This window comes from Massilia sp. CT11-108, from assembly GCF_047302915.1.
In the GTDB taxonomy this organism is placed as follows: domain Bacteria; phylum Pseudomonadota; class Gammaproteobacteria; order Burkholderiales; family Burkholderiaceae_D; genus Telluria; species Telluria orientalis.
This window is the reverse complement of the sequence record NZ_JBKYMO010000019.1, coordinates 17684-31314: the sequence shown is the minus strand read 5'-3', so window position 1 is coordinate 31314 and position 13631 is coordinate 17684. Positions and strand designations below refer to the sequence as shown.

Genomic DNA, 13631 nt, shown 5'->3' with positions numbered 1-13631 from the left:
GTTATCCTGGAAATGATTTGTCAATGCAACACTTAACAAATGTATATTAAATGCACAAATTGACAACATCATGACCAGCACGATCGGCTGCGGCAGCGGCGCGCCGCTGCACGACACGCGGTCGCTGGACGTGTTGCGCGGGGCCGCCGAACCGGTGACGAAGTCGTTGCTGTTGTCGTCGGAGTCCAGGCAGCCATTGTTCTTGCGCAGCACGGCCAGCGTGTTCGACGGCGCCGGCGTGGCGCCCGAGCCTTCGTAATAGCCGGCGGTGGTGCCGAAGCCGACGAGGTCGACGACGTTGTCGACGGGCTTGCCGCCGGCCAGGGCCGTCACCGAGTTGACGAGCGCAACCTTGCCGGCCGTCGCACTCATCGTGATGGTGCCGGTGGCATCCGGCGTCAGCGCGTCCGTGCCGCCGCTGCCCAGTGCCTCATGCACGAGGTAGTACTGGCCGGCCGCCAGCGTGACGCTGGCGGGCAGCTTCGTTACCTGCCAGCTCGTTCCCGTGGCCGATGCGTATTGCACGCTCCAGTTCGTCAGGGTGACGGCCGTGTCGCCCGTGTTCAGCAGCTCGATGTAATCGTTCTTGTAGGTGGCGCCTGAGTTGCCGCCGCCGCCGTAGACCTGGCTGATGACGACGCCGCCCGGCGCGGCGAACACGGGTGCCGCTAGGGCCGCCAGCAGCGCGGCCAGCACGGTCATGCGTCCTGGAGAATGCAAATGTGTCATGGGTTATCCTGGAAATGATTTGTCAATGCAACACTTAACAAATGTATATTAAATGCACAAATTGACAACATCATGACCACGGATTAGTCCGAACGGACCAATTCAGCGCTTGCGGTAAGGCGCGGCCAACGGCTCCCCGATGAACAGCCCCTGCGTGGGCCACGCGACGCTTTTCCAGTAGGCCTCGATTGCGCTATTGCCCTGCACATAGTGCTTGAGCAGCACCGCCGGATTCGGGAATTTCTGCCAGTGGTTGCAGGGCTCGCTGACGGTGCCATAGCTGGCGGTCGCGCCCGCTTCCAGCCAGCGCAGGCTGCTCATCTGCTCGCCGCCGAGCAGGTCGCCGCCCAGCGATGTCAGGTGATCGGCCAGCGCGCCGGGCAGGAAATGCAGCGTGTCCAGTTTGGCGACCTCGGCCATGCCCGTCTCGTAGACCATGACGTCCTGCGCGCCCTCCAGCACGTCGGCCTGCATCGTCTTCGTCGCCAGCTTGCGCGCGGCGATCCTGCCGGCCGGCGGGAAGAACTGGGCGCGGGAATTGCGCACCTTTTCCGACGTCGCCAGGAAGTAGGCGGTGGCCGGCACGATCCGGAAGCCCGCACCGGCGCCGCGGTCGATCAGGGCCTTCGCCTGCTCCACGGATTCCGTCGGCAGCAGCATCGAGATGCGGATGTTCAGGTCGGTGTACGGACGGGGGGAACTGGAATTGAAGTACGGGCTCGGCCGCCCCGGCAAACACGTCTTGATGCACTGGTCGGGATCGAACCCGAGGCTGTACGCGCCCGTGATCGAATTACACGCGACCTTGTACGGCGCGGTCCACACCATCAGCACCGCCTGCACCTCGGGCCGCAGGTGCGCGTCGATCTCTTCCTTCAGTTGCGCGAAGCGTTCCGGGCTGATCTCGTGCGGCTTGCCGGGTATGCGCACGTGCACGACATTGGCCGCCGGGATGCCGCGCCGCTTGCGGTAGTACTCGCCGACCTTGACGCTGTTCGGTTCGGCATCATTGATGACGATCGCCAGTTGATCCGGCTGGAGGTGGGAGGCGCTGACGAATTGGGCACGAGAAGGTGCCGCTAGTAAAACGGCGAGGAACAGGAAGAGGCAGAGTCTCGGGATCCGGGTCATGGGCAATGGCAACGTAATGAAAAACGGGAGCGCGAGGCTCCCGTTCATCATGCCACAGCTTGCAAAGCAAACAACTTAGGAATGGCTTAGCGTGCGCTTGCGCACCGTAACGCCCAGGATGCAGATGCCCGCCAGCAGCATCGCGACGTTCCCGGGCTCCGGCACCGGCGAAATCGCGAACACTTCCATTGCATTCAACTTGACGATCTCGCCGTGCAGGCTGCCGTCGATGATGCTGTAGCCTTCGTTTGCCGGATTTCCATAGCTCAGTTGCCACGACGTGGCCGCCGTCAACGCGTCGTTGACGTACAGGTCCGGTCCGGAACCGAAGATGGGACCGTAGCCGGCCTCGTTATAGGTCTGGCGCAAGCCCTGGCTCGGCAGCACGTAGTCCGTCAGGACCTGGCGGTACACGGCCGGCGTCGTCATGTTGAACAGGAAGGCCGTGCGCTGCCAGTCGCGCTGGGTCTCGTGCCAGCCTTCATCCGACGCCCAGCCCTGCGGGTTGTAGCCGCCCACGAGGTAGCTGGCGCCGGCGTCGTTCGTCACGTCGAACAGGGTGAAGGTCGCGCCCTTCCCGTCCGCGCCCGCGTGGAAGGCGTCCGACGTATCGCCGGGACGCAGGGTGTACACATTGCTGAGGTTGAATTCGCCGGCGCCGAGCCAGCGTTCGAGTTGGGCGTGGCTGTCCGCGTCCAGCAGAGCAGATCCGCCGATGATATCGCCTGCCGCCGCCGTGCCGCCGACGCCGGCGAGCGCGCATGCCGCGATGATCGTCTTCATCTTCATGATGTTCCCCCGATGGGTTTCGACGATGCATTGTATGCCGCATGCGTGCGGCCATACGCACTGTAGCGCTACGGAACTAAAGGAAAAGACGCGTCCGCACGAGAAATACGGACGCGGGGATGTGGGCTTACGCCCGCTTGTAGATGTCCTCGAAGCGGACGATGTCGTCCTCGCCCAGGTAGCTGCCGGACTGCACTTCGATCAGGTGCAGCGGCAGCTTGCCCGGGTTTTCCAGGCGGTGCGTCATGCCGATCGGGATGTACGTCGACTCGTTCTCGGACAGCAGGGTGACGTTGTCGCCGCACGTGACGCGGGCCGTGCCGGACACGACGATCCAGTGCTCGGCGCGGTGGTGGTGCATCTGCAGCGACAGCTTTTCGCCCGGCTTCACGCAGATGCGCTTGACCTGGAAGCGTTCGCCCGCGTCGATGCCTTCGTAATAGCCCCACGGACGGTACACCTTCGTGTGGTACAGGTGTTCCGTGCGCTCATTGCCCTTGAGGTGGTCGACGACGTTCTTCACGCGCTGGACCATGTCCTTGTGCGCGACGAGCACGGCATCGTTCGTCTCGACGACGACGAGGTCCTTCACGCCCACGACGGCCACGATGCGGCTCTCGGCGCGCACGAGCGTGTTGCTCGTGCTGTCGAGGTAGACGTCGCCGCGGATCGCATTGCCGTTGGCATCCTTGTCCTGCACGTCGGCCAGCGCCGACCAGGAACCGACGTCGCTCCAGCCGATGTCGGCCGCGACGACGACGCCGTCGCGCGTGTGTTCCATCACCGCGTAGTCGATCGAATCGGACGGGCTCGCGGCGAACGCGGCTTCGTCCAGGCGGCAGAAGTCCAGGTCGCGGTACGCCGACTGCACGGCGGCGCCGGCAGCCTCGGCGATCGCCGGCGCGTGCTTCCCGATCTCGGCCAGGAAGCGGTCGGCACGGAACATGAACATGCCGCTGTTCCAGTAAAAGCCGCCGTCGGCGACGAAGCCTTCGGCCGTGTTGCGGTCCGGCTTTTCGACGAAGCGCTCGATCTTGTAGCAATCGTCGCAGCCCGGCAGCGGTTCGCCGCGGCGGATGTAGCCATAGCCCGTTTCCGGGGCGCTCGGCACGATGCCGAACGTGGCCAGCGCGCCCTGCTCCACCTGGACCGCGGCACGTTCCACCGCGAGGCGGAACGCTTCGTTCTTTTCGATCACGTGGTCGGCCGGCAGCACGAGCATCACGGCGTCCGGATCCTGCGCTTTCAGGAAGGCGGCCGCGGCTGCCACGGCCGGGGCCGTGTTGCGGCCCGCCGGCTCGAGCAGGATGCCGTGCGGCGTGATGCCGACGCCGCGCAGCTGCTCGGCCACGAGGAAGCGGTGCTCATTGCCACAAACCACCAGCGGCGCCATCAACCCCGGCCAGCCGCGGACCCGCAGCGCGGTTTCCTGCAGCATCGTCTTGTCCGTCACCAGCGGCAGCAGCTGCTTGGGCATCACTGCCCGCGACAGCGGCCACAAACGGGTACCGGCACCGCCGGAGAGGATGACTGGGTAAATTTTCATGCGTTGGCTTTCTCTAATGTCTTGTCTGTTTCTTCGGCCTGCTCTTTGCGCCGGCTGCGGCGACGGTCGCGCGCGTTCAGCCACTCCGACGAGCTGTACTCGGAGGAATGCTTCATCTCCCCGGCACGGTCGATGCTGTAGTCTTTGAAAACGATCATTTCATGTAAAGTCACGTCGTTCAGCACGCGAGTGTACTCGAAAAGCACACTACGGACGACCTCGGCACCCTCGCAGATGTGGCTGCCATGGCCGATCCACGTGGGGCCGATGATCGTGGCGCCGGCCTCGATCTTGACGCCGGAACCGATGTAGACGGGGCCCTTGATCGTCGTGCCCCGCCAGTCGATGCTCGTGTTCAGGCCGGTCCACAGGCCCGGCTCGATCTGGATGCCCGGCACATCCATATGGTTGACCTCACCAGTCAGCACGTTCTGCAGCACTTCCCAGTAATCGCTCACGCTGCCGATGTCCAGCCAGTTGAACGGACGGCCCTGGGCATAGAACGGCATGCCCTTTTCGGCCAGCAGCGGGAACAGCTGGGAACCGATGTCGAACTCCACGCCCGACGGGATCAGGTCGATCACTTCCGGTTCGAAGATGTAGATGCCGGTGCTGATGAAGTTCGACAGCGCCTCTTCCTGCTTCGGCTTTTCCTGGAACTGGGTGATGCGGCCATTCTGGTCGGTCACGACGACGCCATAGCTCGACACCTTGTCCCACGGGACTTCCTTCGTGATGACGGACGCCACGGCGCCCTTGCGGCGATGCTCCGCCAGGGCAGCCTTGAGGTCCAGGTCGATCAGCGCGTCGCCGCACAGGACGATGGTCGTGTCGTCGAAGAAGCCGCCGAATTCCTGGATCTTCTTCATGCCGCCGGCCGAACCGATCGGCACGGCAACGACTTCGCCATCTTCCTTCGTGTAGCCTTCGAAGGAATAGCCGATCTGGACGCCGTACTGCTCGCCCTCGCCGAAGTATTCCTCGATCTTTTCGTGCAGGTGGCTGACGTTCACCATGATCTCGGTCACGCCGTGCTTGCGCAGGTGCTCGATCAGGTAGGCCATCACGGGCTTGCCCAGCACGGGGATCATCGGTTTCGGCAGGTCATAGGTCAACGGACGTACACGCGTACCTTTGCCTGCTGCAAGAATCATCGCTTTCATGGTTCGGTCCTCATACGTTTATTTTGGAGTAGTCTGGTAGCGCCAGGAATCAGCGCACATCTGAGCGATGTCACGCTGCGCGGTCCAACCGAGTTCCTCGCGCGCTTTCGTCGGGTCGGCGTAGCACTTGGCAATGTCGCCGGGGCGACGGTCAACGATCTGGTAGGCAATCGGTTTGCCGCATGCCTTCTCGAAGGCATGCACCATTTCCAGCACGCTATTGCCGTTGCCGGTGCCGAGGTTGTACGTGTGCAGGCCGGCACCCTGTGCCAGCTTGTCCAGGGTCTTGACGTGGCCGATGGCCAGGTCGACGACGTGGATGTAGTCGCGCATGCCGGTGCCGTCCGGCGTCGGGTAGTCGCCGCCGAACACGGACAGTTTTTCGCGCTGGCCGTTGGCGACCTGGGCGATGTACGGCACCAGGTTGTTGGGGATGCCGTTCGGCTCCTCGCCGATCAGGCCGCTTTCATGGGCGCCCACCGGGTTGAAATAGCGCAGCAGGGCGATGCGCCAGTCCGGCTCGGCCTTGAACACGTCGCGCAGGATGTCTTCGATCATCAGCTTGCTGCGGCCATACGGATTGGTGGCCGACAGCGGGAAGTCCTCCTTGATCGGCACCGAGGCCGGATCGCCGTACACGGTGGCCGACGACGAGAACACGAGCGTCTTGCAGCCGAACTTGGCCATCGTCTCGAACAGCGCGACGCTGCCGTAGACGTTGTTGTCGTAGTAGCGCAGCGGCTGCGCCACCGATTCGCCGACCGCCTTCAGGCCGGCGAAGTGGATCACGGCATCGATCTTGTGGGCACCGAACACGGCTTCCATGGCCGCGCGGTCGCGGATGTCGCCTTCGACGAAGACGAACGGCTTGCCGGTGATCTTTTGCACGCGGTCTTGCACGGAACGCACCGCGTTGTACAGGTTGTCGTACACGACCACGTCGTGGCCGGCGTTCTGCAGTTCCACGACGGTGTGCGAACCGATGTAACCCATGCCGCCAGTAACGAGAATCTTCATGAATGCTCTTCTTTCGTAAAAGTGTTGCTGCCGCCGTGCTCTTGCTGGAGCCGGCGCGCATCGTTATGTTGTCGGCGCGGAAAGAGTCCCCCGCGCCATCCCTGTCTGGTGTTTTGGTGTACTACAACCTCGTGGACGCTATCGTGCGCCCTTCAACTTCAACTCCTTGAGGAACAGCCAGATGAAGGCCATGTCCTCGATAAAATATCTACGGAACATACGGCGCGGCTCCTGCAGGAAACGGTAGAACCATTCCAGCCCGGATTTCTGCATCCAGAGCGGCGCGCGCTTCACGTGTCCGATCGCCACGTCGAAGGTACCACCGACGCCCATGGCGAACGGCACCTTCATCTCGGCCTGCCAGCGGCCGAGGAACTGCTCTTTTTTCGGCGAACTGATCGCCACGAACAACAGGTCGGGGCGCGCGGCGCGGATCTGTTCGACCACGTCCGCCTCTTCCGCCTCGCCCTTCCAGTAACCGTTGCGGTAGCCGGCCAGCACCAGGTTCGGATATCTGTGCCGGTACGTGGACGCCACCTTGCCCACCACGTCTTCCCTGGCGCCGAGCAGGAACACGCGCCAGCCCTTCTCGCCCGCGCGCCGCATCAGCGCCTCGAACAGGTCGCAGCCCGCGACCCGTTCCTTCAGCGGCCGGCCCAGCAGGCGCGACGCCCACACGACCGGCATGCCATCGACATTCACGAGCGCGCAATCGTTGATGATCCGGCGCAGTTCCGGATCGCGGCTGGCCTTGACCAGCTTGTCGACGTTGACCACCACGTGTTGATGGGGCCGTCCTGTATGGATGAACCCCTCGACCGTCTGCAATGTCTCTTCCATCGTCAGGTTGTCGATGGAGCACCCCATCAGCGTGATGCGCTCGTTCATGTCTACCTCATGATTAACTTTGCCCGCGGATTTCCTTCGTCAGGACGTCCACGATGCGTTCCGCCGCACGGCCGTCCCACAGATGCGGCCGGCGGCCCTGCTTGCCCTCGCCGCGCAGGATCTTGCGCGCCTCGAGGAGGATCGCGGCCGGGTCGGTGCCGGCCAGCACGTTCGAACCTTCGTCCACGGTCACGGGACGTTCCGTGTTCTCGCGGATCGTGACGCAGGGCACGCCCAGCGCCGTCGTTTCTTCCTGCAGGCCGCCGCTGTCCGTCAGCACGACGGCCGCGTCCTTCCACAGGTTCAGGAAGGCCATGTACGCCTGCGGGCCCGCCAGCGTGACGTTCGGGCCCAGGTCGATGCCGAATTTCTCGAGGTTCGCGCGGGTGCGCGGGTGCACGGGGAAGATCAGCGGCAGGTCGGCCGCGATCTCCTTCAGCGCGCCGGCGATGCGCGTGAACGTGGCCGCATCGTCGACGTTGCTCGGACGATGCAGGGTCACCACGCCGTAGCGCTGGCCTGCGCCGTTGCCCCCTTTTTTGCGTTCGGCCTTCCACTTGCTCGTCTCGAACGCGGACGTGTCCGCGCTGCTCAATTTCTCGGCCTGGTACAGCACGTTGTCGACCATCACGTGGCCGACGTAGTGGATCGCGCCGTCCTTCTTGCCTTCGCGGCGCAGGTGTTCCAGGGCGGCCGGTTCCGTGACGAAGAACCAGTCGGAGATGCTGTCGGTGACGAGGCGGTTGATTTCCTCCGGCATCGCCATGTCGCCGCTGCGCAGGCCGGCCTCGACGTGGGCGACCGGGATATTGAGTTTCTTGGCGACGATCGAGCACGCGAGCGTCGAGTTCACGTCGCCCACGACGAGCACGGCGTCCGGGCGCTCGCCCTGGCACAGCTCTTCGAAGCCGATCATGATCTTGGCCGTCTGCTGGGCGTGGCTGCCGCCGCCTGCCGCCATGAACACGTCCGGCTGCGGGATGCCCAGTTCTTCGAAGAACACGTCGTTCATCTCGCGGTCGTAGTGCTGCCCCGTGTGGATGATCTTGAACGCCGGCGCATCCGCGCGTGCCTGCAGCGCGCGCACGATCGGCGCGATTTTCATGAAGTTGGGGCGGGCACCTGCGACCAGATAGATGAGCATTTGAAACAATCCCTTTAGTTATGGAAATTATGGAAAAACGCTGTTAGAAAAACGTTATTGTAAACTTGCACTCGACCGGAACGGCGGACGATACGGTGCTGACCTTCAGAACGTCGCATGGCTGCCTGCTTTCATAGCAGCGCGAGTACCAGCCGAGCGGCGGATTTTCGTTGCCGCGCACCAGTTCCAGCTTCAGGTCCGCGCCGTGCGCATGCATCTGCAGCGCGAAGCGCTTGCCCCGCACGTGCAGGCCGGCGCTGTTCAGGCGCACGTCCAGGCCGGGCGCGAAATGCCAGAACAGCTCGACCTGGTGATGTTTCTTGGCGGCGATCTCGTCGCGCACCGTGAGGGTCGCGCTGGCCGCGTCGAACCGGACGCTGCGCATGTGCCGGACGGGATCGGCGAGGCGCTCGTAACCGTCGTGCGAACCGCGGAAATCGAATTCGTGCGGCGATTGCGGCATGCGCTCGATCGAGGCCCGCGCCTTTTTCAGCCACATGAAGCGTCCGCCCGAGACCGACTGGTCGAGCCCGTCGATCCGCACCGTGTTGTGCGCCGACGTGCCGCGGAAGTAATCGCGCCACTTCGGTTCCTGCCAGTACGAATACGTGCCGGGATCGACGAGGCACTCTTCGCCGCCGATGGACAGGGTCAGCGCCAGCGCGTCCGCGTGGCCGTGCGCGGCGATGCCGAGATAGCCCAGCGGGCCGCAATCGACCATGCCCTTGATTTCGCCAGGCTCGCCGAAGTGCGACCCGAACAGCAAATAACCCCCGTCCGGGAACGCCCAGCCCGTCTCCGATTCGTGCGGATCCGCTTCCGGCCGCTTGCCGGGCAAGGTATGCAACAGCCAGCGCACGCCGGGGTGCGTGGGCGGCATGCGGCGCAGCACAGCGTCGCCCAGCGCGAGCAATTGTTCGGCGCGGTCGTTGGCGGGAGAATCCAGCCGGAACACGATGCCGTCGTCCGCATCGCCGACCATCGGCACGTTGCCTTTCAGGTCGCGCACGGAGCGCAGGAAACGCAGCGCGCGCAGCAACGCGGTCCAGTAGGCGCGCGAGAACGGGTGGTCGCAGGCCTGGCCGACGAGGCCCGCCACGAACAGGAATTCGGAGGAAAAGATGTGGTACGCGAACGCCTGCTCGCGGTTCACGCCGTCGCGCGAGAACTGCGCCTGCGCTTCGTGCTCCAGTTCGCGCCGCGCCTGTTCCAGCCACGCGCCCGACGACTTCCAGCACGGCCAGATCGACGCGCCCACGTAGAGGCCGGCCAGTTCGCCGATCAAATGATTGTTCGCCGACGAATGGCGGGACAGGTGACGCGCGATCGCGCTGCAATGGGCGTGAATGCTGTCCAGCCAGTCGGCGCGCAGGCGCTGGCCCTCCTCGCCCGCGAACAGGCCGCTGCCCTCGCCGCCGATCATTTGCCACACGAGGCCCCAGTTGATGAGGCGGATGCCCAGTTCCAGCGAGCTCGTCCAGTTGGGGCCGACGAGCGGCGGGCACTGGTCGAGCCAGCTGCGCAGCTGCGTCTGCAGCGCGTGCAGCCAGGCGACGTCGTTCGTCACGGCCCACGCCTGCGCGAGGCGCACGAGGTGCAGGTGGCGGTTCAGTTCCCACACGTGCTTGATGTCGCCGACCTGTTCGCGGTTCGTGATCGTGATGTCGCCCGCGTAGATGCCCGGCCCCACGACGCCGGTGTCCGGATCGCGGTTCCACACGGGCGGCATGCCGACGTCGAACCGGCGGTTGGCGAACAGGACGACGTGGCCGGCGCAGATGCTGTCGGCGTCCGCCAGCAGCGCGTCGCGCGACGCGAAGTGCGCGTAAAACCCGCCGTGCGTCAGGCCCGCTTCCTTCATGATGTCGGCCACGCCCATACCGTCGTAGCCGCTGCGCCGGATGGCGCGCGCCGCGACGTCGACGATGCGCTCGTGGGTGGCTTCCTTGCGGCTTTGCGCGGACGACTTGTTCGATTTCTTTCGCATGACGGTCATCATATCAGCAAATCGCCACCGGGGCGCGTCCGGACAAAAAAAACCGCCCCGCAGTGGACGATGTCCATTGCGGGGCGGCCAGCAGCCCGGTGGCGCCGGGCTCAGGATCGCATCGTCAGAACGTGTAGTTCAGGCCGAGGCTGTAGAAACGGCCCACGGCGCCGGCCTGGTGCAGCGACGCGTTGTACGCGGTTTGCGTGCCCGAGTTGCCGTAGGTGGCCACGTCGATCGGCGGCTGGCGGTCAAACAGGTTCAGGATCGAACCCTTCAGCGTCAGGTTCTGGCTCAGCTTGTACTGCAGGTTCAGGTTGGTCGTCGTGAACGACGCAACGTGGCAGTAGTAGGCCGGCTGATCCAGGCCGTCGAAGTACAGGCGGCCGCCGACGTCGCCTGCGGTCGTCGCGCAGTCGTTCGCCGGGATCGCCGGGTCCAGGGTCGTGAAGTCGCTCGTGTAGTTGACCGTCGCCGTGATGTCCAGCGGACCGCGGGCGTAACCCAGCGTGAACTGGGCGCGGTCTTTCGGGCTGCCCGTTGCACCGGACACGACCGACGGACCATGCGTGCCGGCCAGCTGGAACGACGTGCCGGCCACCTCGGTGATGTAGCTGAACGTATGGGCAGCGCTCAGGTTTGCACGCACGATGCCCATGTCGCTCGGCAGGCGCCAGCGGTAGCCCACATCCGCTTCGATACCGCTCGTCTTGGTCGAGCCGGCATTGATGTACGGCGACAGCGCGTACTGGATCGGACCGACGACCGGCGTGCCCACGGCAGTGCCGGTGCCGACGCCGGTCGCGATATCGACCGGCAGGGCCGGCGCACGCACCCAGACCGGGACGTACGACGGGTCGTTACCGGCCGACGTCACGACCTGGTTGTTGACCTTGATGTTGTAGTAGTCCAGGGTCGCGTTCAGGCCGCGGATCGGCTCGGCGACGATACCCAGCGTGAACGATTTCGATTTCTCGGGCGACAGGTCCTTGCTGGTCGACTGCACGTAGATCGGCGAGATGCCGCATGCGGTCGGTACGTTGCCTTTCGTCGTCTTCTTGCCGTCCGGGCACAGGATCGGGTCGCTGATCGTGTTGAACGTGAAGATCGAACCGGCGTTGCCCACCTCGGCCGGGTTCGGCGCGCGGAAGCCGCGGGCGAAAGTGCCGCGCACGGCGAACGACTGGACCGGGGTCCACTTGAAGCTGGCCGCCGGCGTGAACGAATTGCCGTAGGTGTCGTAGTGGTCGTAGCGGCTCGAGACGTGCAGCTCGAGACTCTTGATCGGGCTCGCCTGCAGTTCGGCGAAGACGGCCGAGTTGGTCTCGTCGCCGATCACGAACGCGGTCGTGCTGGCAACCGTGCCGTTCGCGGTGAGCGAGGCCGGCGGCGCGTTCTGCTCACGCTTGTGCCAGTGCACGCCGGCCGCCAGGGCCAGCGGGCCCGCGCCCAGCTGCATCAGTTCGCGCGAACCGACGAGGTCCAGGTAGTTCAGCTTCGATTCCAGCGAGTTCGAGAAGCGCGGCGAGATCTGCGCGACCAGGGACGGGTCGTTGCCGCCAATCGGGTTCCACGTGCCGTTGCGCAGCGCCGTGTACAGGGCGAAGCGGTTCACGTAGCCGCTGTAGTCGATGTCGGTCTTGACCTTGGTGATGCCGCCGGCGGCGTTGATGTCCCAGCCGTAGGCGCTGCCGTGCAGGTCGAGGGCGAATCGGGTGGTCGTCGCCGTGTTGTCCAGCGTGCGGTCCGGATCGACGTCCGGGATGTAGCCGTACAGGCGGGCATTGTTTGCGTACGGATTCGTGAAGCCCTTGCCGACCGCGGCGCCCGGTGCGAACAGGGTCGAGCCGAACGCGTTGACGCCCGGCGTTGCCGAGCCTTGCGCGACGACCGTGTTGCCGTTGAACGCGGTCGGGGTGTACGCCAGGTACGGCGTACCGCGGTTGTTCAGACTCTTGCGCTGGAACATCGAGCCCTTGAACGCCAGTTCCCAATCCTGGTTCAGCTTCTTGGTCAAGCCGACCAGCAGGTTGATGTTCTCGGTTTCCGGCTGGATAAAGCCGTCGTTGTTGGTGACGGCGCACTCCCCTGCCATGTATTTCTGGTAGTTACACTTGGACGGGTCCAGGAAGGTGAAGTTGGCCGCGTTGTTGACGCCGCCGGTGCCCGACGGGTTGTACAGGAACGGCGTATTGGTGGGGGTGAGGAAGCTGTTGACCGCGGTCGGCACGCCCAGGTTCAGGTTGTTGCCGCCCCGCGAACGCCAGTCGGCGTTGTCCCATTCGAACTGCGAACGGTCCTTGACCTTGATGTTGCCCTGGCGGCGCCATTCGGCCGTCACGAAGGCGTTGTAGCCGTCGTTGTCCAGGTCGCCGATACCGGTGCTGATCGAGCCGCGGTGCGTCTTGCCGCCGCCGTGCTGCGTGTTGCCGGTTTCGGCCGCGAGGCGCGTGCCGTTCAGGTTTTTCTTCAGCTTGATGTTGACGACACCGGCAATCGCGTCCGAGCCGTACAGCGACGAGGCGCCGCTCTTCAGCACTTCGATGGAGTCGATGGCGTCGAATGGAATCGAGGAAACGTCGACGAAGGAACGTTGCGAGTCGTCGGACAGCGGATATGGGGCGAGGCGGTGGCCGTCGACGAGCACGAGGGTCGCGCCGACCGTCAGGCCGCGCAACGACACGCCCGAAGCGCCGTTCGCGAATGCGCCGGAGAAGCCGGTGCCAAGCGTGCCCTGGCCGTTGGCGGCGAGGTCGTTCAGCAGCTCGGCGACGGAGGTCTTGCCGCTTTTCTGGATGTCGGCGGCCGTCAACACCTGCACGGGGGTGGGAGTTTCGGTGTCGGTACGGCTGATCAGCGAACCGGTGACGACAACGCGCGCCGGGGTCTGGGCGCTGACTGCGTCTTGCGTCTGGGCCATTGCTGGTGCTGCCAGCAACGCGCCGCTGGCAAGAACGCACGAAATCGCCAATGGCATCGACTTCAATTTAAACGTCATGAATACTTCTCCTTCTCGGATCTCTCAAAGTGGTTTTTTACGTTCACCACATGCAGGCACGACGCTTGCACCCCGTTGCCTGCAAAGGCTTTTGGCCTGGTGCGTTTAAACTACTGGTGACTTCCACACTAATTGCTGTGTTTTTTCATCATTCGCCCTGTAGGACGAACCCTCTCAATTAACGTTTCCTGGATATCAAACGTTACTGATTTGTCGATAAAACCATAGCAAAAGCAAAA

10 protein-coding genes and 1 pseudogene are annotated in these 13631 nt (G+C 64.2%); all 11 read right to left on the bottom strand.

From position 1 onward, the window contains the following. Nucleotides 1-729: lamin tail domain-containing protein (locus ACEN88_RS03925; protein WP_413337493.1), on the bottom strand; the 729-nt coding region annotated here is incomplete at its 3' end. A gap of 102 nt (nt 730-831) precedes the next feature. Beyond that, nucleotides 832-1860, bottom strand: coding sequence for a TIGR03790 family protein (locus ACEN88_RS03920; protein ID WP_413337492.1), 1029 nt, complete (start codon nt 1858-1860; stop codon nt 832-834). Between the two features lie 75 nt (nt 1861-1935). Beyond that, nucleotides 1936-2649 carry a PEP_CTERM-anchored TLD domain-containing protein gene (locus tag ACEN88_RS03915; RefSeq protein WP_413337491.1) on the bottom strand — a complete coding sequence of 238 codons (714 nt, stop codon included), beginning with the start codon at nt 2647-2649 and terminating at the stop codon, nt 1936-1938. A 127-nt stretch (nt 2650-2776) separates the two neighbouring features. Further along, nucleotides 2777-4195, bottom strand: a complete 1419-nt coding sequence (locus ACEN88_RS03910; protein WP_413337490.1) for a mannose-1-phosphate guanylyltransferase/mannose-6-phosphate isomerase — start codon at nt 4193-4195, stop codon at nt 2777-2779. Next, the gene (locus ACEN88_RS03905) at nt 4192-5358 is read right to left on the bottom strand and encodes a sugar phosphate nucleotidyltransferase (RefSeq protein WP_413337489.1); all 1167 of its coding nucleotides are present in this window, start codon (nt 5356-5358) and stop codon (nt 4192-4194) included. Before ACEN88_RS03905 ends, ACEN88_RS03910 begins: the two co-directional genes overlap by 4 nt. A gap of 18 nt (nt 5359-5376) precedes the next feature. Further along, nucleotides 5377-6375 (bottom strand): UDP-glucose 4-epimerase GalE, encoded by a 999-nt coding sequence (gene galE / locus ACEN88_RS03900; RefSeq protein WP_413337488.1) that lies wholly within the window; start codon nt 6373-6375, stop codon nt 5377-5379. Nucleotides 6376-6513: 138 nt separating this feature from the next. Further along, a complete protein-coding gene (locus tag ACEN88_RS03895) occupies nt 6514-7263 on the bottom strand; it encodes a WecB/TagA/CpsF family glycosyltransferase (protein WP_413337487.1) in 750 nt (249 codons plus the stop codon). A gap of 13 nt (nt 7264-7276) precedes the next feature. Next, entirely contained in the window at nt 7277-8407 is a 1131-nt protein-coding gene (gene wecB / locus ACEN88_RS03890) for a non-hydrolyzing UDP-N-acetylglucosamine 2-epimerase (RefSeq protein ID WP_413337486.1), read from the bottom strand. Nucleotides 8408-8450: 43 nt separating this feature from the next. Then, nucleotides 8451-10136 (bottom strand): alginate lyase family protein, encoded by a 1686-nt coding sequence (locus tag ACEN88_RS03885; RefSeq protein ID WP_413337494.1) that lies wholly within the window; start codon nt 10134-10136, stop codon nt 8451-8453. Between the two features lie 57 nt (nt 10137-10193). Beyond that, nucleotides 10194-10406, bottom strand: a pseudogene (locus ACEN88_RS03880) (TetR/AcrR family transcriptional regulator); the annotation flags it as partial. 112 nt (nt 10407-10518) lie between these two features. Beyond that, nucleotides 10519-13392 carry a TonB-dependent receptor domain-containing protein gene (locus ACEN88_RS03875; RefSeq protein ID WP_413337485.1) on the bottom strand — a complete coding sequence of 958 codons (2874 nt, stop codon included), beginning with the start codon at nt 13390-13392 and terminating at the stop codon, nt 10519-10521. Between the last annotated feature and the right edge of the window lie 239 nt (nt 13393-13631).